This window comes from Marinobacter flavimaris, assembly GCF_045057155.1.
GTDB classification, from domain to species: domain Bacteria; phylum Pseudomonadota; class Gammaproteobacteria; order Pseudomonadales; family Oleiphilaceae; genus Marinobacter; species Marinobacter manganoxydans.
In genome coordinates, this window is sequence record NZ_CP171359.1 from 2375745 (window position 1) to 2401963 (window position 26219).

General features: G+C 58.2%; 23 protein-coding genes and 1 pseudogene. 18 read left to right on the plus strand and 6 right to left on the minus strand.

All coding sequences use genetic code 11. From position 1 onward, the window contains the following. Positions 1-32: 32 nt before the first annotated feature. The gene (locus ACGK9W_RS11105) at positions 33-272 is read right to left on the minus strand and encodes a TIGR02647 family protein (protein ID WP_008173849.1); all 240 of its coding nucleotides are present in this window, start codon (positions 270-272) and stop codon (positions 33-35) included. A 55-nt stretch (positions 273-327) separates the two neighbouring features. Between ACGK9W_RS11105 and ACGK9W_RS11110 the strand changes: the two genes are divergently transcribed. The 3 genes and pseudogenes from ACGK9W_RS11110 (at position 328) to ACGK9W_RS11120 (ending at position 2442) form a co-directional block, all read left to right on the plus strand. Beyond that, positions 328-1026 carry a pseudouridine synthase gene (locus ACGK9W_RS11110; protein ID WP_405416823.1) on the plus strand — a complete coding sequence of 233 codons (699 nt, stop codon included), beginning with the start codon at positions 328-330 and terminating at the stop codon, positions 1024-1026. A 182-nt stretch (positions 1027-1208) separates the two neighbouring features. Continuing rightward, positions 1209-1715, plus strand: a pseudogene (locus ACGK9W_RS11115) (dicarboxylate/amino acid:cation symporter); the annotation flags it as partial. An 85-nt stretch (positions 1716-1800) separates the two neighbouring features. Further along, positions 1801-2442, plus strand: a complete 642-nt coding sequence (locus tag ACGK9W_RS11120; RefSeq protein ID WP_405416825.1) for a dicarboxylate/amino acid:cation symporter — start codon at positions 1801-1803, stop codon at positions 2440-2442. Between the two features lie 35 nt (positions 2443-2477). Here ACGK9W_RS11120 and ACGK9W_RS11125 read toward each other — a convergent pair whose 3' ends face one another. Continuing rightward, a complete protein-coding gene (locus ACGK9W_RS11125; RefSeq protein WP_088556610.1) occupies positions 2478-2954 on the minus strand; it encodes a hypothetical protein in 477 nt (158 codons plus the stop codon). A gap of 78 nt (positions 2955-3032) precedes the next feature. Then, positions 3033-3557: a shikimate kinase gene (locus tag ACGK9W_RS11130; protein ID WP_104269843.1), complete on the minus strand. Its 525-nt coding sequence runs from the start codon at positions 3555-3557 to the stop codon at positions 3033-3035. 179 nt (positions 3558-3736) lie between these two features. On the opposite strand from ACGK9W_RS11130, the gene ACGK9W_RS11135 reads away from it, so the two are divergent. The 9 genes from ACGK9W_RS11135 (at position 3737) to ACGK9W_RS11175 (ending at position 11568) form a co-directional block, all read left to right on the plus strand. Further along, entirely contained in the window at positions 3737-4438 is a 702-nt protein-coding gene (locus tag ACGK9W_RS11135) for a lytic transglycosylase domain-containing protein (protein ID WP_062781562.1), read from the plus strand. Between the two features lie 23 nt (positions 4439-4461). Further along, positions 4462-5394, plus strand: coding sequence for a LysR family transcriptional regulator (locus ACGK9W_RS11140; RefSeq protein ID WP_104269841.1), 933 nt, complete (start codon positions 4462-4464; stop codon positions 5392-5394). Positions 5395-5462: 68 nt separating this feature from the next. Continuing rightward, a complete protein-coding gene (locus tag ACGK9W_RS11145; RefSeq protein WP_405416826.1) occupies positions 5463-6278 on the plus strand; it encodes a putative hydro-lyase in 816 nt (271 codons plus the stop codon). A gap of 51 nt (positions 6279-6329) precedes the next feature. Beyond that, positions 6330-7295, plus strand: a complete 966-nt coding sequence (locus ACGK9W_RS11150; protein ID WP_014577954.1) for a TRAP transporter substrate-binding protein — start codon at positions 6330-6332, stop codon at positions 7293-7295. Between the two features lie 58 nt (positions 7296-7353). Continuing rightward, positions 7354-7872 (plus strand): TRAP transporter small permease, encoded by a 519-nt coding sequence (locus tag ACGK9W_RS11155; RefSeq protein WP_014577955.1) that lies wholly within the window; start codon positions 7354-7356, stop codon positions 7870-7872. After that, positions 7872-9179 (plus strand): TRAP transporter large permease, encoded by a 1308-nt coding sequence (locus tag ACGK9W_RS11160; RefSeq protein ID WP_405416829.1) that lies wholly within the window; start codon positions 7872-7874, stop codon positions 9177-9179. Before ACGK9W_RS11155 ends, ACGK9W_RS11160 begins: the two co-directional genes overlap by 1 nt. A gap of 31 nt (positions 9180-9210) precedes the next feature. Then, complete coding sequence (locus ACGK9W_RS11165; protein ID WP_053112789.1) at positions 9211-9945, plus strand: 5-oxoprolinase subunit PxpA; 735 nt, start codon at positions 9211-9213, stop codon at positions 9943-9945. Beyond that, the gene (gene pxpB, locus ACGK9W_RS11170; protein ID WP_405416831.1) at positions 9942-10634 is read left to right on the plus strand and encodes a 5-oxoprolinase subunit PxpB; all 693 of its coding nucleotides are present in this window, start codon (positions 9942-9944) and stop codon (positions 10632-10634) included. The genes ACGK9W_RS11165 and pxpB overlap by 4 nt, the downstream gene beginning before the upstream one ends. Continuing rightward, entirely contained in the window at positions 10624-11568 is a 945-nt protein-coding gene (locus tag ACGK9W_RS11175; protein WP_053112790.1) for a biotin-dependent carboxyltransferase family protein, read from the plus strand. Before pxpB ends, ACGK9W_RS11175 begins: the two co-directional genes overlap by 11 nt. Positions 11569-11600: 32 nt before the next feature. Here the strand turns inward: ACGK9W_RS11175 and putA are convergent, their stop codons facing one another. Beyond that, entirely contained in the window at positions 11601-15230 is a 3630-nt protein-coding gene (putA, locus tag ACGK9W_RS11180) for a bifunctional proline dehydrogenase/L-glutamate gamma-semialdehyde dehydrogenase PutA (protein ID WP_405416833.1), read from the minus strand. 170 nt (positions 15231-15400) lie between these two features. After that, complete coding sequence (locus tag ACGK9W_RS11185; RefSeq protein WP_053112792.1) at positions 15401-18895, minus strand: NAD-glutamate dehydrogenase domain-containing protein; 3495 nt, start codon at positions 18893-18895, stop codon at positions 15401-15403. 159 nt (positions 18896-19054) lie between these two features. Here ACGK9W_RS11185 and ACGK9W_RS11190 point away from each other — a divergent pair, with 159 nt between their 5' ends. Continuing rightward, complete coding sequence (locus tag ACGK9W_RS11190; protein ID WP_008173814.1) at positions 19055-19507, plus strand: Lrp/AsnC ligand binding domain-containing protein; 453 nt, start codon at positions 19055-19057, stop codon at positions 19505-19507. A 31-nt stretch (positions 19508-19538) separates the two neighbouring features. On the opposite strand, the gene ACGK9W_RS11195 is transcribed toward ACGK9W_RS11190, so the two are convergent. Further along, entirely contained in the window at positions 19539-20138 is a 600-nt protein-coding gene (locus tag ACGK9W_RS11195; protein ID WP_405416835.1) for a phenylacetic acid degradation protein PaaY, read from the minus strand. Between the two features lie 385 nt (positions 20139-20523). On the opposite strand from ACGK9W_RS11195, the gene paaG reads away from it, so the two are divergent. The 5 genes from paaG to paaK are packed head-to-tail and all read left to right on the plus strand — an operon-like array spanning position 20524 to position 25897. After that, on the plus strand, positions 20524-21315 hold the full coding sequence (gene paaG, locus ACGK9W_RS11200; protein WP_008173811.1) for a 2-(1,2-epoxy-1,2-dihydrophenyl)acetyl-CoA isomerase PaaG: 792 nt from the start codon (positions 20524-20526) through the stop codon (positions 21313-21315). Positions 21316-21318: 3 nt separating this feature from the next. Beyond that, complete coding sequence (gene paaH, locus ACGK9W_RS11205) at positions 21319-22839, plus strand: 3-hydroxyacyl-CoA dehydrogenase PaaH (RefSeq protein WP_405416837.1); 1521 nt, start codon at positions 21319-21321, stop codon at positions 22837-22839. Next, on the plus strand, positions 22836-23282 hold the full coding sequence (gene paaI / locus ACGK9W_RS11210) for a hydroxyphenylacetyl-CoA thioesterase PaaI (protein WP_222465100.1): 447 nt from the start codon (positions 22836-22838) through the stop codon (positions 23280-23282). Before paaH ends, paaI begins: the two co-directional genes overlap by 4 nt. Continuing rightward, complete coding sequence (pcaF, locus tag ACGK9W_RS11215; RefSeq protein ID WP_349342678.1) at positions 23279-24526, plus strand: 3-oxoadipyl-CoA thiolase; 1248 nt, start codon at positions 23279-23281, stop codon at positions 24524-24526. Before paaI ends, pcaF begins: the two co-directional genes overlap by 4 nt. Positions 24527-24586: 60 nt before the next feature. Next, positions 24587-25897 carry a phenylacetate--CoA ligase PaaK gene (paaK, locus tag ACGK9W_RS11220; RefSeq protein ID WP_008173803.1) on the plus strand — a complete coding sequence of 437 codons (1311 nt, stop codon included), beginning with the start codon at positions 24587-24589 and terminating at the stop codon, positions 25895-25897. The last annotated feature ends 322 nt before the right edge of the window (positions 25898-26219 follow it).

Below are 26219 nucleotides of genomic sequence, written 5' to 3' on the forward strand. Positions count from 1 at the left end.
GGGTCTCAAAGGCCGGACAGGTCATCCGCGCTTTATGAGCTACTGAGAATCGACTGGAGCTTCTGGGTCAGATCCACTGCCTCTGCCCCCAACGGCGTGAGGTAGCCGCCATCTTTCTGGCTGATCAGCCCCTTGGCATGCAGGTTTTCGGCGGCCTTCACAGTTTCCGGAGCCGCCGAATGGGCATGAACCTTGAGCCCTTCCTGAGTCGAGGTGGAAGGAAATTGGCCCAGCAAATTGAGTTCGGCAAGGTGATCAACAGAGAATGGCATGGCATTTCCTCGTATTATTATCGGGGGTTTACATTCAGCATAGCCGATTCACACCATGAAGCTTTCACGAATTCTCAGCAACCGGAATGACATCAGTCGCCGTCAGGCCAATTTTCTGATTGCTTCCGGTCGGGTGGCCGTAAATGACGTCACCTGCCGCGATGCTGCTGCCGAGGTGGATCGGTTTTCATGCGTACGGATGGACGGCGATATCATTCAAGAGGCTGAAGCCTGCCATTACCTCATACTCCACAAACCTGCAGGTTTTCTGAGTGCAACGCTCGACGACACCCATCGGACCGTGATGGAGCTGATCTCGCCAGAACTGCGCGAGGATCTGCACATTGCCGGACGACTCGACCGCGCCAGCACGGGCCTGCTGATTCTCACCAATGATGGCCGCTGGTCACGCCAGCTTACCGAGCCCCGAATCAAGATCCCGAAAGTCTACCGGGTCAGCACCGCCTATCCGATTTCTCCAGAGACCCCTCATCGATTCGCGGAGGGCATCTGGTTCGAGTTCGAGCAACTCACCACCTCACCTGCTGACCTGGATCTTCTGAGCCCCTGTGAAGCCAGAGTGACCATTTACGAAGGCCGTTACCATCAGGTGAAGCGCATGTTCCATGCCGTCGGTAATCGCGTAACGGCCCTGCATCGGGAACGGATGGGAAATATCCGGCTGGACGATGACCTGGCGGCCGGCGAATACCGCTCACTGACTGCCGAAGAAATCAACCTGATGCCGGATTGATCTGCCTCACAAACGCAGAGCCAGCATGGGCTATGCTTTCAGGGTAGCTCCAACAGAAACAGGGAAGATTCAAGGCAATGCCAAACCAGACGAGCGATTTTTACCCACGGCCACTGCGTCATCTCAGCAGCTACCTCTCGGGGCTGGTGCAGGGAAAGCTCTGGCTGAAGGTGCTCATTGGCATGTTCCTCGGGTTGATTACAGGCACGCTCCTGGGACCGTCGGTGGGACTCGTGGAACCGGAAACCGGGACGTTGATCGGTAACTGGCTGGCTTTCCCGGGGCAACTGTTTCTGGCCACCATCCAGATGATCGTAATCCCCCTGGTAATTGCCTCGGTGGTTCGCGGGCTCGCCGCCAGCGAAGACCTTGAACAGTTGCGAAAGCTGGGCCTGAGGGTAACCGGCTTTTTCGTAATCACGACGGCCATGGCAGCATCGATAGGTCTCTGGATCGGCGACCTGATCAACCCCGGCAGAATGATGGCAGGGCTCGGCACTCCCGTTGAGGCCGGGGAAAACAGTGTGCCTGTTGCCTCCATGCCGGGTGTGGATGAGCTGCCCAAGACCCTGATCGGGCTGCTACCGGGCAACCCGCTCGATGCCATGGTTGAAGGCCAGATGCTCCAGGTGGTGATCTTCTCCATCATTGTCGGCATTGCCCTGGTGAGCATGGCCCCGGAAAAATCCAGGCCCATGCTGGACCTGCTCGATTCCCTCCAGCAAATCTGCATGACGGTCGTACGCTGGTGCCCCCATTGCCGTGTTCGGCCTGATGGCCCAACTCACAACCACCCTGGGATTCCGGGCAATGCTGGGCATGGCATCCTATGTCGCAACCGTCATTGCGGGCTTGCTGGTACTTCTGGGCGTTTACATGCTGATCCTGAAGCTGCTCGCCGGCCAATCCCCCGTCCGGTTCCTGAAAGACACCCGGGATGTGCTGTTGCTGGCCTTTTCCACATCCAGCTCGGCGGCCGTCATGCCGCTCTCCATAAGAACCGCCGAAGACAAGCTCGGTGTCCGGCCGTCGGTTTCCCAGTTCGTGATTCCCCTGGGCGCCACCATCAACATGAACGGCACGGCACTCTACCAGGCCGTTGCTACCATCTTTCTTGCACAGGTCTACGGCATTGATCTCAGCATGGGCAGTATGGCGCTCGTGGTCGCCATGGCTGTGGGCGCGTCCATCGGCTCACCGGCCACGCCCGGGGTAGGCATCGTGATCCTTGCCATGGTGCTGCAAACCGTGGGCATCCCTCCCAGCGGCATCGCACTGATCATGGGCGTGGATCGAATCCTGGATATGTGCCGGACGGCCATCAACGTGACGGGCGACCTGGTGACCTGCCGGCTGATGGAGAATCTAGCGGGAAAGAGACTGCCGCCCGAACCAGTACCGGAAGAAACGTCTTGATCGGGCGGAGTTGACTTGACCAGCGCGGGGCCAGCTCAGATGCTGTCGGAGCGTTTTTCCGAGTCCTGCAACTCCTCCTCGGTGTTGTTCCATTGCTCTGAAAGCGCTTCATAGGCATCGGAAAATCCCTTTCGAGCCTTCTCCCAGGCGGATGCCGAGCTGTCTTTCAGTTCCTGATACCAGTTTTGGACACGAGCCCTCTGTTCTCGCAACGACTCGAGGCTCTTCTGGGACCGCTCTCGGGCGGTATCGCTCATATCGTCCCAGTTTTTCGAGAGTTGTTGCTCAAGCTCCTGGATGCGTTTATCCAGGGCCGACAATGTTTTGTTGATCGAATCCTCGGCCTGCTCTTTCTGATCAGAACCATACTCCTGAAGCGCCTCACCCAACTCACGGGTTTCCTGCTTAAGCGACTCCACGGAAGAATCCTCGGGTGATGTTTCAGCCAGAGCCGTTCCTGAAAACAGTCCAGCAAAAACGATCGCAAGTGCGTAAGTCCAGTTCTTCATCATTAAGTCCTCCCAACACATCATGGGACTGTAGCAGCGAGGTCTGTCTGGATGCACCTTAACTTGAGCTAATACTGAAGTTCAGTATTGCGGCGAAATAAGGCTCTCGACCACCGCCTCACAGACCTGATCCTGATTGAGACCCTCCCCTTTCACCGTCACGTCCGCATACCGGGAATACAGTTCAAAACGCTCTTCGAACAGGGCGTCCAAAGATTGATCCGGCCTCCGGGAAATGCCCCGCATGCTGTGATCGCCGATTCGCTCGATAACCAGTTCAAGCGGGATGTCGAGAAACACGACGGTGCCGTTGCTTTTGAGATGTTCCATGGCACGTTCACTGTAGACGGCGCTGCCTCCCGTGCTGATAACCTTGTGCCGGACATCCAGTTTGAGAAGCACCTGTTCTTCTATTCGACGCAGGGCTATGTAGCCATCCTGGTCTACAATTGCCTGGAGAGTACGACCGGCTTCTTCCTGAATGAGCAAATCGGTATCGACAAACCCGAAACCCAGACGTTTGGCCAGCAGCACACCCACCGTGCTCTTGCCGCTGCCGGGCATGCCGATGAGAACGAGGTTGCGTGTGTCGGTCGGGTTAACCATGATGCTCTGGAGGGACCTCTCCATAGAATGAGAACTGGCCGGCATTAAACGCAGAACGTAACATTTTTACGACACAGCGCGCGCTTTATTCCGACCCGCAAGCCCGTATAATTCAGCCAACGGCGGTATTCAAAGAATACCTGAAGCCGGCCACAGACGGCATCTTTCGCGAGTGAGTAATGAACATCGGCAGATCTCTTCTGATCCCATCCATCGCAGCTCTTGTGCTTGCCCTGTCCGCATCCGCCCTGGCGGACGGCATCAAGCGTATCGTGCACCCGGATGGCACCGTCGAATTCACCAACGTAAAAAGTGCCGGCCAGCCCAGAGCCTCCAGCGGTAACGACACCGTCTACCGCTATACGGATGACAACGGCGTGGTTGCCTACAGCAGTATTCAGCCGGCTGCTGCCGAGTTCGACGTTATCCGTTTCCACTGCTACGCCTGCGACCCGGAATCCAGCGTCGACTGGCGCAAAACGCCGCTGTTCACCAAACCCTTCAATTCAGAAATCCAGACCGCGGCACAGGAGTTCGGAGTTGATCCCGCGCTGGTCCGCGCTGTGATTCACGCCGAATCGGCCTTCAATGAAAAAGCCCTCTCCCCGGTGGGAGCCCAGGGGCTGATGCAACTCATGCCCGGCACGGCTGAAGAACTGGGTGTACGGAACGCGTTGGCGGCTGCCGAGAATATCCGTGGCGGGGTGCATTATCTGGCCAAGATGCTCGACCGGTTCAATGGTGACATCCGGCTGGCCACCGCCGCCTACAACGCGGGGCCTGGCGCCGTCAGTCGATACCAGGGGGTACCGCCCTACGCCGAAACAAAGGCCTATGTCGAAAGGGTTGGCATCCTTCACGAGCGCTACGCTGCGCTGTAGGCCCCTCTGAGGTCCGGGAATCAATGAACTTCAAGCGTCTGGAGACCTTTATCTGGGTTGCCACGCTGGGTAGCTTTCGCAAGGCTGCCGAGCACCAGCACACCACCCAGCCGGCCATTTCCAACCGTATCGCAGCTCTTGAAGACGAGCTTGGCGTCAGGCTGTTCGAGCGCGAGTCCGGGCACAGCAAACTTACGAGCAAGGGGCAGGAGCTACTGCCCTATGCCGAGAAAATTGTCTTCATGGCCCAGCAACTGCGCAAGCGCGCAGACCGGGGAGCCTCGCTCTCCGGCATTCTCCGGCTCGGGGTTTCCGAAACCATTGTGCACTCCTGGCTGCCGCGTTTTTTCCGGGAACTGCACGAAACGGCCCCCAATCTGGATGTGGAAATCACGGTGGATGTCTCCGGCAACCTCCGATCCGGCTTGCTGGATCGCAGCCTGGATCTGGCCTTCCTGATGGGCCCCGTATCTGAGCCGAAAATTGAGAATCGGTCGCTCTGCAGTTTCCCGCTGATCTGGGTAGCCAGCCCGGAGCTGAATCTTCCAGACAAGCTTCTGGAACTAAAAGAGCTCGCCGAGTGGCCCGTCATTACCTATGCCCGAAATACCAAACCCTTTGCTGAAATCAGCCAGAAATTCAGTGAGTTGGACGACCTTCCAGCGCGCTTCTATTCGTCAAGTTCACTGGCAGCCTGCCGGCAGCTGACCCTTGATGGCATTGGTATTTCAACGCTTCCACTAAGCGTGATCAAGCACGAACTGCAAAGCGGCCGCCTGGTCCAGCTCAATACCTCATGGACGCCCTCAGAACTCGCCTTCACAGCCTCCTATTCCGGGGCACCCTTCAACCCGATTGCAGAGTTGGCAGCGAACCTTGGAGTGATGGTCTCCGACGAATACGACCGGACCACACATCACGAAAAGTTATCGCAAGACCTAAAAAACGATAATTAGACTTTTTCACCAGCCGGTATACCCTGAAATTTAGTTGTAAAAGACAATTTCAATCAGGGGTTACCGTCATGCACACCGGTGCGTATTCCGATTTCAAGAACAACCTGCTTGATCAGGCCTCAGAATTACGCGCTCGCATTCGTTCGGGCGACCACACAGCGCCTACAAGTGGCCAGGCCAACAGCCTGCTTCAGGGGAACGTGGTCATCCTGCCGTCCGAATGGGCCGGCGATTTTCTCCTATACTGTCAGAATAACCCGGTTGCCTGCCCCCTGATCGGCATGTCTCAACCCGGAGATCCGGCCCTTCCCGACCTTGGACACGATCTGGATATCCGGACCGATGTACCTGAATACCAGGTATTCCGGAATGGCGAGCGGGCGGAGAAAGTCACGGATCTCAAAAGCCTCTGGCAGGACGACCTGGTGACCTTTGTCCTGGGTTGCTCGTTCTCGTTTGAAGATGCCCTGATCAGGGCCGGCCTCTCGGTGCGGAACGTGGACGAGGGACGGAACGTTTCAATGTTCCGCTCGAATATCGCTACCCGGCCCGCCGGCCCGTTCAGTGGCAACATGGTGGTCTCCATGCGCCCGTTCAATGGTGCGGATGCAATCCGCGCGATACAGATTACGACCCGCCTGCCAAAGGCCCACGGTGCACCGGTTCATATCGGCGATCCGGCGCTCATTGGCATTGAGGACGTTAACCAGCCTGATTTTGGAGATCCGGTAACGATCAGGCCGGGCGAACTTCCGCTGTTCTGGGCCTGCGGGGTTACCCCGCAACTGGCCCTCGAGAACGCTCGCCTGCCTTTCGCAATAACCCATGTACCGGGAAAAATGCTGCTTACCGAGCGGCTGAATGAAGAACTGGCGGTACTCTGAAGCCGCCGTTCAACTGAAACGATAAAAAAACAGAAACACGGGAGATTCGTTATGTTCAAAAAACTCGCCACAGCCACCCTGGTTACCGGGGCGCTGCTGACTTCATCCGTTCAGGCTCAGCAATGGCACATGCCAACGCCTTACGGCGATGCCAACCTGCCTACCCAGATTGCCTACGGTTTTGCCGAGGACATTAAAAACGGCACCGATGGTGACCTCACCATCACCGTTCATTCCGGTGCCTCCCTGGTCAAGCACCCGGAAATTCCCCGGGCAGTAAGAACCGGTCAGGTGCAGCTGGGTGAAATCTTCATCGGCATCATGGGCAACACCCATCCGGTGTTCAAACACGACAACATTCCGTTCCTGGCAACCAGCTTCGAAGATGCCAAAAGACTCTGGGAAGCCGCCAAGCCCCAGATCGAAAAGCAGCTGGACAAGGAAGGCATGACCCTGCTTTACACCGTGCCATGGCCCGCCCAGAGCCTGTATACCAAAGCCCCGGTCAACACCCTGGAAGACCTGCAAGGCCTGAAGATGCGGGCTTACAGCCCTTCCACTTCGCGTCTCGCTGACCTGATGAACACAACCCCGACAACGGTTCAGGTGCCCGAGATCCCGCAGGCGTTCAGCACCGGCATTATTGATGCCATGATCACCTCACCGTCGACAGGCGCCAACGGGCAGGCCTGGGATTATCTTTCCCACTACACCGATATCAAGGCCTGGATTCCCAAGAACGTTGTGGTCGTCAACAAGCGTGCTTTCCGTCGCCTGAGCGATGAACAGCGCCAGGTGATCCTGGATGCGGCCGCTGCGGCCGAGGCCAAAGGCTGGGAAGGCGTTCGCAAGACCGCCGCTGAAGACACCGCCACTCTGGCGGAAAATGGCATCACGGTCTCCGAACCGTCTGATGAACTGATGGCCGAACTCCAGAAGATCGGCGACATCATGGTGGAAGAGTGGAAACAGGAAGCACCGGAAGAAGTCGGCGCTATCCTCTCCAACTACCGCTAAAAGTTCACTCAACGGAAGCCTCCCGAATATCGGGAGGCTGTTCCGGGAGGCATCCGTTATGAACTCTCTTCGAGAGAAATTTTATCTGGCATCCGGCTACGCTGCTGGTTTCTGCATCGCCCTGATCATGGTCGTCATCCTGGCGCAGATCGTCGGCCGCCTGTTCGGCTTTATCATTCCATCAGCGGAAGACGTGTCCGGCTGGGCGCTTGCAGCATCCACCTTCTTCGGTCTTGCCTACACCTTTCATAACGGCGGCCATATCCGGGTCACCCTGGTTATCCAGAAGTGGTCGGCACGGCCGAGATTCTGGCAGGAGCTGGTCGTACTTATTTTCGGGTTCGCACTCGCCTGCTATATGACATTCTATTGCTGGCACATGGTCTGGGAATCCTACATTTTCGAGGAGGTCTCCCACGGCTATATTCCCGTTCCCATCTGGATCCCGCAGGTTCCGGTTGCACTGGGGATGACCGCACTCAACATTGCCATCCTGGACGATCTGGTTGCTGTGATTCGCAAGCGCACACCGTCCTATCAGCAGCATGAAGACGAGCTGAACCTGGAGGACGTGTAATGGATATCGCGTTTCTCTCCATTGTACTGGCCGTGGCGATGATCCTGATGCTCGCGGTGGGCGTGTGGGTGTCTCTGACGCTGGTTGGCATTGGCGTTCTGGGCCTGCTGCTCTCAGGCAACGATCAGATCGGCCTGTTGTTCGCCACATCGAGCTGGGGCGCCAGTACCAGTTGGTCCCTGACGGCCCTGCCCATGTTCATCTGGATGGGCGAGGTTCTGTTTCGTACCCGACTTTCCGAGGATCTGTTCAAGGGTCTGGCCCCCTGGATGGGCGGACTGCCCGGCAAGCTCCTCCATGTGAATATTCTGAGCTGTGGCATTTTTGCGGCAGTTTCCGGCTCCTCAGCTGCCACGGCCGCAACCATTGGCCGAATGACCCTGCCAGAACTGAAAGCCCAGGGTTACAGCGACAAGATGGCGGTAGGTACTCTGGCTGGCTCCGGCACGCTGGGGCTGTTGATTCCGCCCTCCATTATTCTGATTGTTTATGGCGTGGCCGCGGAAGTTTCCATTGGCCGCCTGTTTATCGCCGGCGCCCTGCCCGGCCTGATGCTGGTCGCCATGTTTATGGGTTACACCATGATCTGGGCCAAGCTCAACAAGGACCAGCTGCCGACCACCAAAAAGGAAAACCTCACGTTCTCGGTCAAGATCAAGGCACTCCGTATGCTGCTCCCGATCGTTGGCCTGATCATTTTCGTACTGGGTTCGATCTATACCGGCTTCGCTACACCAACAGAGGCTGCCGCCCTGGGCGTTTTTGGTGCCCTTATCATTGCGGCCGCAACCGGTTCACTGAGCATTCAGAGCTTCAAGGACAGCCTGTTGGGAGCCGTGAAAAGTTCCTGCATGATCGGCCTGATTCTGGTTGGTGCCCACTTTCTGACCCTAGCCATGGGCTTCCTGGGCATCCCAAGGGAGCTGGCTGCCTGGATCGGCAGCATGTCCCTGTCACCGTTCGAGCTGCTGATCGGCCTGACAGTGCTGTTCGTCCTGCTTGGCTGTTTCCTCGACGGGATTTCGGTTGTGGTTCTGACCGTGGCGGTTGTCATGCCGATGGTTCAGCAGGCCGGCATCGACTTGCTCTGGTTCGGGATCTTTATTGTGCTGGTGGTAGAGATGGCACAGATTACGCCCCCGGTGGGCTTCAACCTGTTTGTCATCCAGGCTCTGACAGGTAAAGACATACTGTACGTGGCCCGGGCAGCCCTGCCGTTCTTCCTGCTGATCATGGCAGCACTTTTCCTGATCGGCTGGTTCCCTGAGATTGTCACCTACCTGCCCCAGACCATGAGCCAGGGATAATGCAGGACACAACGTTTTTCGGAGGTACACAATGAAACTCAACTGCGACATGGGCGAGAGCTTCGGCACCTGGACCAAGGGCATGGATGCCGAAGTCATGCCCTACATTGATATGGCCAGTATTGCCTGCGGGTTTCACGCATCCGACCCGCTGACCATGGATCACACGGTCAAGCTGGCCCTGGCCCAGAACGTTACCATCGGCGCCCACCCCGGCTACCCGGACCTGCTCGGTTTCGGCCGTCGGGACATGGACTGCCGCCCGGACGAGCTCAAGGCTATCCTGGTTTACCAGATGGCGGCGCTCAACGGCATCTGCCAGGTACATGGCACTTCCATCTCCTACGTGAAGCCCCACGGCGCCCTGTATAACCGGATGATGGTCGATAACACCACCTTGTCCGTGGTTATGTCCGCTGTTCGCTCCTACGCACCAAAGTGCCCCCTGGTGGTCATGGCAACGCCGGACTGGCAACAGGTCAAGGATCGCGCGGACGAATATGGCATCGAGGTCTGGTTCGAGGCGTTCTCTGATCGCGCCTACAGCGACGAGGGCAGACTGGTAAAACGGTCGGTTCGTGGTGCCGTGCACGAGACAACCGAAGCCATTGAGGCGCAGGTCACCCAGATTATCCGCGAAGGAACGGTCACCTCGATCTCGGGCAAACATATTCCGATCAAGGCCGATACCATCTGTATTCACGGCGACAGCTACCATGCCGTCGACGCTGCACGGCATATGCGACAGGTCGTGGAAGCGCTATGAGGATCGAGTCGGTCAACGAAAACACCTGCATGGTGTATTTTGGCGACCAGATCGGGGCGGAATCCGCTGGCCTGGTCAAACAGGCCACCGATCGGCTGCGCCGTGACATGTCAGACCTCATCATCGACCTGGTGCCGTCTTACACGTCGATCCTGGTGACCTGGGATCTGGAGCAGGCTGACCGTTTTGCCATCACACGCCGGTTGCGCTCAGCGATAGACTCTGGCGACGATGGCTCCAACGGAGACGACTCCGCCCGCATTGTCGAGCTGCCCGTCTACTATGATCGCGAAGTGGGTCTGGACCTGGAGGATGTCTGCGAGCATGCCGGCCTGTCCCGGGACGAGGTCGTTCGCATTCACAGTGAACAGCTTTATCAGGTCTACGCCATCGGCTTCGCTCCGGGGTTTGCCTACCTGGGAAGTACCGACGAACGGATTGCCATTCCGCGGAAATCCACGCCCCGACTGAAAGTCCCTACCGGCAGCGTCGGTATCGCAGGCACCCAAACCGCAATCTACCCGAGCTGCACACCGGGTGGCTGGCAAATCATTGGCCGCACGCCGCAGAAAATGGTGGATTGGGACAGCGACTCTCTGGCCCTGGTACAGGTCGGCGATCAGGTGCGCTTTCGCGCCATAAGCCGGGACGAATTCCTGGAGCTGGGAGGCAACCTCGATGAGCTTTGAAGTCCTCGAACCCGGAATGCTGGCCCTTGTTCAGGATGCCGGCCGCCACGGCTACCAGCATATGGGCGTGACCACCGGCGGCCCCATGGACGAGTTTGCATTTTTCTGGGCGAACCGCCTGCTGGGCAATGATCTCGATGCCCCACAGATCGAAATCACCTTTGGCAGGTTCAGCCTGAAGGCGAACCATGAGGCCTGCATTGCCATTACCGGCGGCGATCTGGGCGCCCGTATCAACGATCAGGCCATTGCGCCCTGGCGCACCCATCACATCAATAAGGGCGACAGACTGGACTTCACCACGCCTGTGAACGGCTTGCGGGCCTACCTGGCGGTCAGCGGCGGATTCAAGCCAGCCATGAAGCTTGGCAGTTGCGCCACCGTGGCACGCGAGGGCCTGGGCGGCCTGGATGGCAAAGGCGCGAAACTGGCCAAGGGCGATACGCTGGAGTTTGAGAAAAACGCATCGTTTGTTGAAGCTTTTCTTCCCGAGCCGGAAGTCCCCGATTATCAACAACACCTGCGCCTGGGGGTTATTCCCGGCTATCAGTATCGGAGCTTCTCTATAGTTCAGCGGGAGAAGTTTTTCTCGTGCGATTACGAAATCAGCCAGAATATCGATCGCATGGGGTATCGACTGAAAGGTGATGCCATCTATTCGGATCTGGACGGGATTGTCTCGGAGGGGATTGCCTATGGGGCTATTCAGGTACCGAAAGACGGTCAGCCCATTGTTCTGATGAAAGACCGGCAGACCATTGGCGGCTATCCGAAAATCGGCTGCCTGAGCGCTCTCGATGCGGGCCTTCTGGCCCAGAGGGGGCCGGGGTCATCGGTCAGTTTCTATCTTTCGGACGTTGCCGAGGCCGAAGGCCGCCGGATGCTGTTTAACCAACGTCTGAAAACAGGCGCGCCCGACATCAGGACTGACTGACGCCGGGCGCGCATGGTACCGATTACCGCCGATTATTCCGAGGCGGCAATCAGACTGGCGTTACCGCCCGCGGCCGTTGTGTCGACACATAGGTGGCGTTCGATCACAAATCGCTGATCCAGCGTGTGCTCAGTGATCAGCGGTAGCAACGCACCATCACGCTTGGCCAGTGCCTCGCGATAGGCTTTCAGCAGGGGCTGATCGCCACAGCTGACTACCGCCTCGAAGCCATCGATGGTTGCCAGTGCTTCCGGCTCCAACAGACCCTCGGCGCCAACAATCGGCAGCCCGGCCTTATTCGCTTGATCGACCACATCCTGGGTGCCCGGTGCAATCACCACCACCTTGTTGCCCTGTGACAACGCGGTACCCGCCTGCTCCAGAGCGGTTTCCTTGTCCGGTCCCAGACACAGCACCACGCCACGGGCATGGTTGGACAGGCGGTTGGTCTCACCCGTTGGCCCGGGTAGCGCTTCCACGTGAGCGTCCAGTGGCTCCGGAACATTGCCAAAGATGGGCCGGATTGCGTCCATACGAGCTTCAGGCCTGGACGTCTTCAGTTTGTCCAGCTGCCCGATGAGCTTCTGCAACTGCTTGGCATCCACCTTCCTGGCGTTCGAATCCGCCTCGCGCTCGACCGTTTCACCTTTCAGGAAACGACGGACGTACTGCGGACCACCGGCCTTTGGACCGGTGCCAGACAGGCCTTCACCACCGAATGGCTGGGAGCCCACGATGGCACCGATCTGGTTGCGGTTCACATAGGTGTTACCCACCTTGATCCGGCTGGTAATACGCTCGACGCGGCGATCAACACGGCTGTGGATGCCAAACGTCAGGCCGTAGCCCTTGGCGTTGATGTCGTCCACCACCTTGTCGATGTTCTTCGCCTCGAACGTGGCCACGTGCAGGACTGGCCCGAAGATTTCTTCTTCCAGCTCCTCAATACCACTGACGCTGAGAACTGCCGGCGAAACGAACAGGCCTTTCTCGGGGACTGTCATTTTCTTCAGCAACTTGCCGTTGCGCTCGAACTTCTCGCAGTGGTCCACGATCTTCTTGCGGGCGTTCTCGTCGATCACCGGGCCCACATCCGTGGACAGCAGCCAGGGATCGCCGATGCCGAGCTCTTCCATTGCACCGTAGAGCATTTCCAGAAGGCCATCGGCAATGTCTCTCTGCACATAGAGCATACGCAGGGCGGAACACCGCTGACCGGCACTCTGGAACGAAGACGCCAGCACGTCACGGACGACCTGCTCCGGCAATGCCGTGGAGTCCACGATCATCGCGTTCAGACCACCGGTCTCTGCCACCAGCGGCGCGTCCGGCGCCATGTTCTCGGTCATGACCTTGTTAATGCGCTGGGCAGTAGCGGTAGAACCGGTAAAGCACACGCCGCTCACCCGCGAATCGGAGGTCAGGGCTGCACCCACGGTTGCGCCGGTACCCGGCACCAACTGGATGGCATCCTTCGGGATACCCGCCTGATGCATCAGTTCCACGGCGCGAATAGCCAGCAAGGATGTCTGCTCAGCCGGCTTCGCCACCACGGTGTTACCTGCCGCGAGGTTGGCCAGAATCTGCCCGGAGAAGATCGCCAGCGGGAAGTTCCAGGGCGAAATACAACACATCACGCCGCGGGCATCGCCGCTGTCTTTATAGCGGATGGCCTCGTTGGCGTAGTACTGTGAGAAATCGACCGCTTCACGGATCTCAGCAACCGCATCCAGCAGGGATTTGCCCGCTTCACGGGTAGTGAGCGCGAACAACTCGGCGTAGTTCTCCTCGTACAGGTCGCCCACCTTGCGAACGCAGGCAGCACGCTCTTCAGCCGATTTGGCGGACCAGCTCTCGAACGCGGCCGCCGCTGAGGTAATCGCGGTGTCTACATCAGCATCGGAGGCCTGGGTGACGTGGCCAACCAGATCATCCGGATCGGCCGGGTTACGTACCACCTGGATTTCGGTACCGGCCACCTCACCCGCAATCAGCGGACCACCTTTCCAGCGATAGTCTTTGTAGGCTCCGCGACCTTTCTCGATCTCGTTAACCGTGACCGGATCGGTAATATCCCAGCCTTTGGAGTTGCGACGCTGATCGCCAAACAGCTTGAACGGGTGCACGATCGCCTTGCTGGAAATGTTATTGCCCATCTCCTCAACGCTGACAATCGGATCCTTGGCAATCTCTTCCGGTGTGATGCGCTTGTCCACAATCTGGTTCACGAAGGAGCTGTTGGCACCGTTCTCCAACAAACGACGCACCAGGTACGCCAGAAGATCCTTGTGCGGGCCAACCGGCGCATAAATGCGACAGGGCACACCACTGACCTTCAGAACCTCATTGTGCAGGGATTCGCCCATGCCGTGGAGGCGCTGGAATTCGTAGTTGTCCACACCCTTGGTCTTGGCCATTTCGAGAATGGCAGATACCGAATGCGCGTTGTGGGTGGCGAACTGTGGGTAAATCCGGTTCGTCATGTTCAACAGCTTGGTGGCGCAGGACAGGAAAGAGACGTCACTGCAGGCCTTGCGGGTAAACACGGGGAACCCGTTCAGACCCATAACCTGGGCACGCTTGATTTCAGCATCCCAATAGGCGCCTTTCACCAGACGCACCATGAACTTGCGGTCGTACTTCTCCGCCAGCCCGTAGAGCCAGTCGAGTACGAAAGAGGAGCGCTTGCCATACGCCTGAACAACCACGCCAAAGCCATCCCAGCCTGCAAGCTCGGGATCCGCCACCAGCTCCTCAATCACATCCAGAGACAGATCCAGACGATCCTGCTCCTCGGCATCGATATTGAAGCCCATATTCGCAGCCGCGGCCTTTTTGACCAGTTCGCGGGCCCGGGGCAGCAACTCGTTCATGACCCGCTCTTTGTTGCCGTACTCGTAACGGGCCAGCAGGGCGGAGAGCTTGACCGAGATGCCGGGGTTCTTGCGGACATCGCCCTTGCTCGCCTTGGCAATGCTGTCGATGGCGTTGGAGTAGGAGTCGTAATAACGCTTGGCGTCATCATCGGTGCGGGCAGCTTCGCCCAGCATGTCGTAGGAATAGGTGTAACCCTTGGCCATGTATTCCTTGGCCTCATCCTGGGCTTCATCGATATCGCGACCCAGAACGAACTGTCGCCCCATCTCTTTCATCGCCTGACCGGCCACAGTACGGATAACCGGCTCGCCGAAGCGCTTGAGCAGCTTGCGCAGGGTTTCACCCACGGTGTTGCGCTCGGAATCCTTGAGCAGGTTGCTGGTCATCAGCAGGGCAACGGTGGCGGTGTTGATCAGCCCAGAGGACGCCTTGCCCACGTGGGTGCCCCAGGCACCGGAGGTGATCTTGTCTTCGATCAGCTCGTGGATGGTGGTGTTGTCAGGCACGCGCAACAGCGCCTCGGCCAGACACATCAGGGCAACGCCTTCCTTGGTCGTCAGGCCATACTCCGCCAGGAATTTTTCCATGATGGTGGACTTGGCATTCTTGCGAACGCCGCGTACCAGTTCAGCCGCACGAGCGGAAATGGCGTCGCGCTCGGCCTGGGACAACTGGGCACCAGCAATCATCTCGTGGATAACCTTGTGCTCGTCAGCGAGATAATAATCACGAATCGCCTGCCGACTATCGACAAGCTCGGGCGTCTGTGATTGCTGCGGTCTCATAGTTGTACCCTCTTAGTTGTTTGTCTCTCCGGCATTCTACCGAGATCGACAAAGACTATTTCGCTATAAATTCAAGGCAAGCGTGCCATTACGTCTTTAATACATCACAAAAAATTAATAATTTTCTCCAAAAAACGTGATTTTCAGTCACCTTGCCTGTCGTAGTCCTGCTATGCGGCTTTCAATGCCAGCTCTCTGAGCACTCCATGAGCGACTGAGAAAACGGCACAATCCACATCATTGGCGGCCTGCATGTCGTTCAGCATCCGCTCCCAGCGGGCGAGTAACATCCGCTTGTTCCCCCGCCACGCCTCAATCCGCTTCTCCGGCGTTCCATCGCCATCAACGGGCTCGGAAAACACGCTTAGCGTGAGATTCCGTAACTGATGATCCAGCTCGTCCCTGAAATGAATGGTCGCCAACACTTGCCAGTGGCCATTTGCCCGGAAGGCCCGCATTTGCCGGTCCAACCAGGTCAGGTTCAGGCTTTCACCGAGCGTGAAATACACCCAGGCCACCGACTCCAGCTTTTCGTCCAGCTGACGGGCGATCTCGACCATGTCCATCAGCCAGTAACGGCTTTCCGCGGAAGCGCACCAGGCGGAAAGATCTTCCGGAACCATCCGCTCACAGTATTCAGCATAGCGTTCATACCAGCGACTTGCAGGAATCACCGATTCAAGTCGGCTTTTTGAAGCCAGCACATCCGCCATGGGAGCCCGGTAATGGTCGATACAGGAAACCGGGTCCAGCGCCTGCCGGCGGTTCTGCAAGAGCCAGCTGGTGCTTCGGGTCACCAACCGGATGGCATCGGCGAACAGGTCTGCCTGAACGCCGGCGTCAATTTTTCCATCCAGTGATTCCATACTCTCCCAATGGGCGTCTACGTCATGTATTCGCAGGGAGATCAGGTAGGCCGAGGCAATCCGTCCAGCATCAGCCCCGGTAGCGCTGCGTATCCGGTCAAACCAGGTGATCCCCATGCGATTTACCATGTCGTTGGCAATCTGGGTGGCCGAGATTTCTGCACGCAGGGGATGGGCCCCCACCGCTTCCGGGAAGGCGGCCAGCAGAGAGGCCGGGAAAGCCGAGTGCAGTGCAGAATTGAATCGCGGGTCATGGACGATCGGTGATGCGACCAGGGCCTGCTTGAGTTCAATTTTTGCGTAGGAAACCAGTACCGCCAGTTCAGGGCGTGTCAGGCCGCCGCCGTGCTCACGGCGAGCCTGCAATTCTTCATCCGACGGAAGAAATTCGAGACTGCGGTCCAGTTTGCCTTCTGTCTCCAGCCTGCGCATCAGCCGTTCGTACTGGTCTGCGGTGGCAACTGCGGGGTTCTGGGCAAGACTCAGCGCCATCGCCTGTCGGTAATTGTTGCGCAGCACCAGTTCGGCCACCTCAGACGTCATGGCCCTGAGCATCCGGTTTCGCTCCGGAAGCGACATCAGCTGTCGGTGCACCAGGTCATTCAGCAGAATCTTGATGTTCACCTCATGGTCCGAGCAGTCGACGCCACCGGCGTTATCGATAAAATCACTGTTCACGGAGCCGCCACGACGGGCGAAGTCGATGCGGGCCTTCTGGGTAACACCCAGGTTCCCGCCTTCTCCCAATGCCTTGCATCGCAGTTCGTTACTGTCGATTCGAAGCGCATCGTTGGTTTTGTCGCCAACATCCTCATGGGACTCTGAAGGCGCCTTCACATAGGTCCCGATACCACCGTTCCAGAGCATGTCTACCGGCGCTTTCAACAAAGCGCTGATCAGATCCGCAGGCGACAGGCTGCGTGCCTTGATGCCCAACACCTTGCGCATCTGCGACGACACAGGAATAGACTTCATGGACCTGGAGAAAACACCGCCCCCGTCGCTGATCAGCTGGGTATCGTAATCGGCCCAGGATGAGCCGGACAGTTTGAAAAGCCGCTCTCGCTCGCGAAACGAGGCCGCAGCATCCGGATCCGGGTCGACAAAAATATGCTGGTGATTGAATGCACCGATAAGTCGAATTCGGTCGGATAGGAGCATGCCGTTGCCGAATACATCGCCACCCATATCGCCAATACCGACCACGGTGAACTCATCGCTCTGGGTATCGGTGCCTTTTTCCAGGAAGTGCCGTTTCACCGACTCCCAGGCGCCCCGGGCGGTGATACCCATTTTCTTGTGGTCGTAGCCCTCACTGCCCCCGGAGGCAAAGGCATCGCCCAGCCAGAAGTTGTACTCTGCCGCCAGTGCGTTGGCGATATCGGAAAACGTGGCTGTGCCCTTGTCGGCGGCGACCACCAGATAGGTGTCATCACTGTCATAGCGAACGACATTGGCAGGAGGGACTACCTGGCCGTCATCAAGGTTATCAGTGATATCCAGCAGCCCCCTTATGAAGGTCTGATAGCAGGAAACCCCTTCTTCGCGAACGGCCTCCCGAGAGCCATCCCTGGGCGGCTGCTTCACCACGAAGCCACCCTTCGCGCCTGCAGGCACGATCACCGAGTTCTTGACCTGCTGGGCCTTCACCAGGCCAAGGATCTCCGTACGGTAATCCTCAATCCGGTCGGACCAGCGAAGGCCACCCCGCGCGACTGGCCCGGCACGCAGATGCACGCCTTCGATTCGGGGCGAATACACAAAAATCTCGAACTTTGGCCTTGGGCGCGGTATGTCAGGAATCGACGACGGATCCAGCTTGAGCGACAGATAGGACGGAAACCCGCCATCCTCCCGGACCTGGAAATAGTTGGTTCTCAGCGTTGCCCGAATGAGCATGAAGAAACGCCGCAGAATGCGGTCGTCATCGAGGCTCGCCACCGCTTCCAGCGAATCCCGCAGCTCTGCCTCAAGCTTTTCTGTCCTGGACTTACGTCCTTTTACCCCGGGCTCGAACCGATTGAAAAAGAACGCCACGAGCCGCGAAGTGATATCCGGATGCCGGGCCAGGGTTTCTGCAATGAACGGCTGGCTGAACCCGAATCGCAGTTGTTTCACGTAACGGGCATAGGCTCGGATCAGCGCCACTTCCCGCCAGCTCAGGCCGCAGAGCATGATCAGCTGGTTGAAATCGTCGTTTTCTGCAAAGCCGTTCCAGATCTCCCGGAACGCCGACTGGATCAGCGGCCTTGCAGCTCTCAGGTCGGCTTGCCGGCACCGGTCGTGGAGTTCGACGGTAAAATCACTGACGCCGAAATTTTCGCCATCCCGTCGACGAACCCGGTATGGGTGCTCGCCCAGAACCCGCATACCCAGGTTCTCCAGAATCGGAATCACATCTGACAGGATAACCGGCTGGCCTTCGCTGTAGAGCTTGAAGTGGAATCCGGTTTCGGAAGGATCTCTGGGTTGGTAGAACCGCATGGGCACATCGGTGCTGACGGCAATGGACTGGATCTGCTCAATATCGGCAAGTGCCTCTGACACCGGAAACCTCGCCCGGTAGGCCGAAGGGAACCCGCCACTGAACACCTGGGCATAGCGCCCGCCAATCGAGTCGCCGAAACTCCGGACCAGTTCGCCGTGGAGGTCGTCATCCCAGGATCGGGACTCCTCCACCATCCGGGCCACGATCTCCCGGAGTTCAAGGGAGTCGTCGTTATCGGACGCCTGGTTCTGGAGGACATCGGCAAGCTGTTCCAGCAGGGTTTGTTTTTGTAATGCGCGGGAATCGGTCATCGAAACTCTCCGGACTTGGTAAACGTTCTTACTGGGCTGATGAACCTACCAGTATACGCAAGGCCGGAAAGTCACTTAGACCATATAGTTTCGGATTAGAGGAGTTTCGATTATATTTGCCATATGATTTAGCCGTTAATTTAACCTGGAACAGACAACATGGCCGAATTGGATCGAATAGACCAATCCATTATTCGCGAGCTACAGAAGAACTCCCGAATCACGGTAACCGAGCTTGCGTCCCGGGTGGGCCTTTCCAAAACGCCATGTCAGGTGCGGATGCGCCGGCTTGAGGAGCACGGCTACATCACCGGTTACACGGCCCTGGTTAACCAGACCAAACTTGGTCTCAGCCACATTGCCTTCGCACAGGTTACCCTGAACGACACCAGCAGCGGCGCCCTGACCGCCTTCAACAAAGCTGTTCAGAGCGTCTCGGCGGTGGAGCAGTGCCACATGATTGCCGGGAACTTCGACTACCTGTTAAAAGTCCGAACCCGCAACATGCAGGAATACCGGCAGGTTCTTGGGGAGGAAATCTCGGCCCTGCCCCACGTGCTGCAAACCAGCACGTTTGTGGTTATGGAGAACGTCAAGGACGCCGGACTCTAAAAGCGATTTCCCGTATCCGGCGCCAAACCATCTATTCGGACTGCTCGTATTTGGGCTTGTAACCGCTGGCGTCCAAACGGGGCCGATCCGTCTCGGCTTCTGACAGTGGCTGGACCTCCTCGAGGCTTGCCAGAGAACGAAGCGTCAGTCGCTGGTATTCTTCGGTGCCCTTCTTCTTCCAGGCAATCTCCTTGTCGCTGAGCATCCGCATCACTTTGGCTGGAGAACCAACGATCAGTGAGCCTGGCTCGCAAGTAAACTTTGCCTTTACGAAAGCGCAGGCGCCTACGATAGAGCGCGGCGCAATATGGGCCTCGTCCATTATCACCACATTCATTCCTACCATGGCATCCTCGCCGACAATGCAGCCGTGTAGAATCGCCCCGTGCCCGACATGGCCATTCTTCTCGACCACCGTGTCCATGCCCGGGAAGGCATGCATCACGCAGGTATCCTGGACATTGGATCCCTGCTTGAGAACGATCCGACCGAAATCCGCACGCAGTGAAGCCGCCGGGCCCACGTAACAATCCGGGCCAATCCACACATCGCCAATCAGAACGGCTGTGGGATGCACATAGGCAGACGGGTGAACGACGGGAACAACGCCTTCTATACTGTAGCTGGGCATAGCGATCTCCTGGTTGGCAGGGCCCTGCAGCGTTCCGGGATACATCGGAGCAAAACGTGGGACCCGAAAAGTCATTGTGATTCATTTTCTGTATCACATTATCCTTTTCCTGGAGCTTTTTCATAGCCTGCAAGCTGTTTCCAGGGCAGGATTCAACGCTGTTCTCCGGCCAACACAAAAGATCTTGATAATTTTTATCGACTTTTCAGCAACATAGAAATTCCACGCTGCCACACTGGACTAAAGTGATACAAAACATGGCCAGCATAATCCTTGACGAGTATCAATTCTAAGATATACTCATTTTCCACGATCGATAGCACCGTGCCGATCAAGGACACCTTTCACGCTATCCCCCTACAACAAACAACAGGACAACACCGCCATGACTCAGCCGAGCATTCTTCTTGAAATCGATCAGGGCGTGGCTCTGCTTACCCTGAACCGTCCGGACAACCTGAACAGTTTCAATGTCGAAATGCACGAACGCATGCGCGATGCCATCAGCACCGTGCGCAAGGATGAGTCTGTTCGGGTACTGGTCATCACCGGCTCCGGCCGGGGCTTTTGCGCGGGTCAGGATCTCTCCGACCGCAGCGTCTCTCCAGATCAGGAAATGCCGGACCTTGGCGCTTCCCTTGAGAACTACTACAACCCGCTGATGCGCAGCCTGCGGGATCTGCCAATGCCCGTTCTGTGTGCCGTTAACGGTGTGGCGGCTGGCGCAGGTGCCAACATTGCCCTGGCCTGCGACATCACCCTCGCCGCCCGCTCAGCCAATTTCGTTCAGGCCTTCTGCAAACTGGGGCTGGTACCTGATTCCGGCGGCACCTGGACTCTGCCCCGGGTAGCGGGCATGGCCAGAGCCAAAGGCATGGCACTTCTGGGCGACAAGATCAGCGCCGAGCAGGCCGAGAACTGGGGCATGATCTGGCGTTGCGTTGATAACGAGCAACTCATGGAAGAGACCATGAAACTTGCCCGCCATTTCGCGACCCAACCGACCAAGGGCCTTGCACTGATCAAGCGGGCACTGCACGCCAGCGCCAGCAACACCTTTGAAGAGCAGATCAATCTGGAGCGCGATCTGCAGCGCATGGCGGGACAGACCGAAGACTACCGTGAGGGCGTTGCCGCCTTCATGGAAAAACGCACGCCGAACTTCAAGGGGAAATAAGCCATGCCGGCACTGGATACTCAAACCAAAGTTGCCGTCGTCGGCGCCGGCGCCATGGGCTCCGGCATTGCCCAGGTGGCCGCCCAGGCAGGCCACCAGGTTTACCTGCACGACCAGAGAGAGGGTGCCGCCGAGGCGGGCCGTGACGGTATCGCGAAGCAGCTTCAGCGTCGTGTCGACAAAGGCAAGATGCAGCAGCAGGAGCTGGACGATGTGATCGGCCGGATTCACCCGGTTGCAAAGCTTGATGACGTCGCAGACGCCGGGCTGGTGATCGAGGCCATCATCGAAGACCTCCAGATCAAACGTCAGCTGCTGGCGAGCCTTGAAGACCTGTGTACCGCCGATACGATCCTCGCCACCAACACCTCCTCCATCTCTGTTACCGCCCTCGGTGCTGACATGAGCAAACCGGAGCGTCTGGTGGGCATGCACTTCTTCAACCCGGCACCGCTGATGGCGCTGGTCGAAGTGGTCATGGGGCTGGCGACCAGCAAGACCGTTGCCGATACCGTCCATGCCACGGCCACCGCCTGGGGCAAGAAGCCGGTGTATGCAACGTCGACTCCGGGCTTCATCGTGAACCGCGTGGCCCGTCCGTTTTACGCGGAGAGCCTTCGCCTCCTTCAGGAGCAGGCCACCGATGCCGCCACCCTGGATGCGATTATCCGCGAAGCTGGCCAGTTCCGCATGGGCGCATTCGAGCTGACCGACCTGATCGGACACGACGTCAATTATGCGGTTACCAGCTCTGTCTTTAATTCCTATTATCAGGACCCCCGCTTTCTACCGTCGCTGATCCAGAAAGAACTGGTGGAAGCCGGTCGCCTGGGACGCAAGAGCGGCCAGGGGTTCTATCCCTATGGCGAGAATGCGGAGAAGCCGCAACCAAAGACCGAGCCGGCACATCAATCCGATGAATCCGTGGTCATCGCCGAAGGCAATCCCGGTGTCGCTGCACCGCTGCTTGAGCGACTGAAGGCTGCCGGCCTGACCATTATCGAGCGCGACGGCCCGGGCCAGATTCGATTCGGCGATGCCGTACTGGCGCTCACCGACGGAAGAATGGCAACCGAGCGCGCGGCCACCGATGGTATCGCCAATCTGGTGCTGTTCGACCTGGCTTTTGATTACAGCAAAGCAACCAGGCTCGCCCTGGCGCCCGCCGACCAGACGTCCGAGGCAGCGGTTTCCTGTGCCTGTGCTTTACTGCAGAAAGCGGGTATCGACGTCAGCCTGATAGCTGATCGTCCCGGTCTGGTAATCATGCGGACCGTTGCCATGCTGGCCAACGAAGCCGCCGATGCCGCCCTGCACGGTGTCGCGACAGTCGCCGATATCGACCTGGCCATGAAAGCTGGCCTGAATTATCCCGACGGTCCCCTGAGCTGGAGCGACCGTCTTGGCGCCGGGCACGTGTTCAAGGTGCTCACCAACATCCAGAACAGCTACGCAGAGGACCGCTATCGCCCTGCCCTGCTGCTCCGTAAGAACGCATTTGCACAAAAGGGGTTTTATTCATGAGCGAGATGGACCCGCAAGTACTCGCCGAAGAATGCGCGAAAGCCATGTTCGCGCGGGACCGCGCCAGCCAGAAGCTGGGCATGAACATTGAATCTATCGGCCCCGGCAAAGCGGTTCTCACCATGACCGTGACCGGTGACATGATCCAGGGCCACGGCTCCTGCCACGGCGGCTATCTGTTTACCCTGGCTGATTCAGCATTTGCCTTTGCCTGTAACAGTTACGACCGGGCCACCGTGGCTTCCGGTTGCAGCATTGATTACATGTACGGCGCCAAAGAGGGCGACCAGCTGACCGCCACCGCCGAAGAACAGGCCCGCGGCGGCCGCACCGGCGTTTACGACATCACACTCACTAACCAGGACGGCCGCAAGGTTGCCCTGTTCCGGGGCCGCTCCTACGAGGTTCGTGGCACCGTTCGCAACTCGGAGGAAACTGCATGAGCACCGACAACACCTTGAAAGACGCTTACATCGTCGATGCCATTCGCACCCCCATCGGTCGTTATGGCGGCGCTCTCTCCGCAGTGCGTGCAGACGACCTGGGCGCCATCCCCATCAAGGCGCTGACCGAGCGTCATCCCGACCTGGACTGGTCGAAAGTTGACGACGTTCTCTACGGCTGTGCCAACCAGGCCGGCGAAGACAACCGCGACGTTGCCCGCATGTCCCTTCTGCTGGCAGGCCTGCCGGTAGACGTGCCGGGCAGCACCATCAACCGCCTGTGCGGTTCCGGCATGGATGCAGTGGGCAGCGCCGCCCGGGCCATCCGTACTGGCGAAACCCAGCTGATGATTGCCGGCGGCGTCGAATCCATGTCTCGGGCTCCCTTTGTTATGGGCAAGGCCGAGTCCGCGTTCAGCCGCAAGGCGGAGATTTTTGACACCACCATCGGCTGGCGTTTTGTAAACCCGGTCCTGAAAAAGCAATACGGCATCGATTCCATGCCCGAAACCGCCGAGAACGTGGCGGCCGATTTCGGCATTTCGCGGGAAGATCAGGACGCCTTTGCCCTGCGCAGCCAGCAGCGCACAGCGGCCGCCCAAAAGGATGGCCGATTCGCTACGGAGATCACACCGGTCACGATTCCCCGTCGCAAGCAAGACCCACTGGTGGTGGATACTGATGAGCACCCCCGGGAAACCAGCCTTGAAAAGCTGGCCTCGCTGCCGACCCCGTTCCGTGAAAACGGCACAGTCACCGCCGGTAACGCGTCCGGCGTGAACGACGGCGCCTGCGCACTGCTGCTGGCCGGAGCCGATGCTCTCAAGCAATACAACCTTAAACCCCGCGCTCGAATCGTTGCCATGTCAACGGCCGGCGTGGAGCCCCGGATCATGGGCTTTGGCCCGGCTCCCGCCACCCGCAAGGTTCTGGCCACGGCCGGCCTGGAACTGGCGGATATGGATGTGATCGAGCTGAACGAGGCGTTTGCCGCCCAGGCCCTGGCAGTTACCCGGGACCTCGGCCTGCCGGATGATGCCGAGCACGTGAACCCGAACGGTGGCGCCATTGCCCTGGGCCACCCCCTGGGCATGAGCGGAGCCCGGCTGGTAACCACCGCCCTTAACGAACTGGAACGTCGCCACGCTGCAGGCCAGAGAGCGCGCTATGCCCTCTGCACCATGTGCATCGGCGTTGGTCAGGGTATCGCCCTGATCATTGAGCGCACGGATGCGGTGGCCTGAGGCCACCGTGCGGAACTGAACTAAGACCATTACTCGACAAGAACAACGCAGGACAGAACCATGACCTTACCACTACAAAAACTTGGCAAACTTGACCGCATGGAAACCGCCAGCATTGATGAGCTGCGCCATGAACAACTGCAGCGCCTGCGCTGGAGCGTTGTCCATGCCTACACCAACGTGCCCTTTTACCGTAAAGCGTTTGATGACCTCGGTCTGAAACCCATGGACATCAACTCGCTGGAAGACCTGGCCAAGGTGCCATTTACCACCAAGGCAGACCTGCGCGATAACTATCCGTTTGGCATGTTTGCCACGCCCATGTCGGATGTGGTTCGGGTGCACGCTTCCAGTGGCACCACCGGCAAGCCAACCGTGGTTGGTTACACCCAGAGCGACATCAACACCTGGGCCGACATTGTGGCGCGCTCCATCCGGGCCGGTGGCGGCTCCCGCGGTGACAAGGTACATGTGGCTTACGGTTATGGCCTGTTCACCGGTGGCCTTGGTGCCCACTATGGCGCCGAGCGTCTGGGCTGCACCGTTATTCCGATGTCTGGCGGGCAGACCGAGAAGCAGGTCCAGCTGATCAAGGATTTTGAGCCGGACATCATCATGGTCACACCGTCCTACATGCTGAACATCGCCGACGAGATGGAACGGCAGGGCATCGATCCCCACAAGCTGCCGCTGCGCCTGGGCATCTTCGGCGCGGAGCCCTGGACCAACGCCATGCGTTCCGAGATCGAAGAGCGCCTTGGCATCGAGGCACTGGATATCTACGGCCTATCGGAAGTCATGGGCCCGGGCGTGGGCATGGAATGTATTGAAACCAAAGACGGCCCGACCATCTGGGAGGATCACTTCTATCCGGAAATCATCAACCCGGAAACCGGTGAAGTGCTGCCTGATGGTGAATACGGTGAGCTGGTCTTCACGTCATTGACCAAGGTGGCCCTGCCGATTCTGCGTTACCGCACCCGAGACCTCACCCGCCTGCTTCCGGGTACAGCGCGCCCGATGCGCCGGATTGACAAAATTACCGGCCGCAGCGACGACATGCTGATCATTCGCGGCGTCAACGTGTTCCCGAGCCAGATCGAGGAGCAGGTGCTCAAGTGCGAGGCCCTGGCACCGCACTACGAGATCGAGGTTTACAAGGAAGGTAACCTGGACTGCGTGGATATCCGGACCGAACTGAAACCCGGCGTAACCGACACCCCCGAGAGTCGCGCTGCCGCGGCCAAGGAACTGGCGCACCACATCAAGTCCTACATCGGCATCAGCACTCGTGTCGAGGTGGTGGAAACCAACCGTCTGGCACGCTCGGAAGGCAAGGCCAAGCGCGTGTTCGATCGCCGTAACCAGTAAATCCGACCGACCAGCAGAGAGTCAGCACGCAGCGGATGCCGCTGACTCTCGCTGCTTTTCCCACCACCAGGCCCCGCAATCACCGATTTAAAATTGCTTTCCGTTTGCTGATCTCAATAGCATTTGCTCACGTATCACTTTTTTTATTATGCAAATCAGCACTATAAGATCTCATAAGGAAGCTTTTAGATATAACATGACACACAAAGACTGTTCTTGATATTTATTCAGTATCATATAATATGGAGTCATTGACCCTCAGTTGTTATTGAGGGTTCTCTGTTCACGGACAACAGAACAACAAGCCCGATCCGGAGGTATT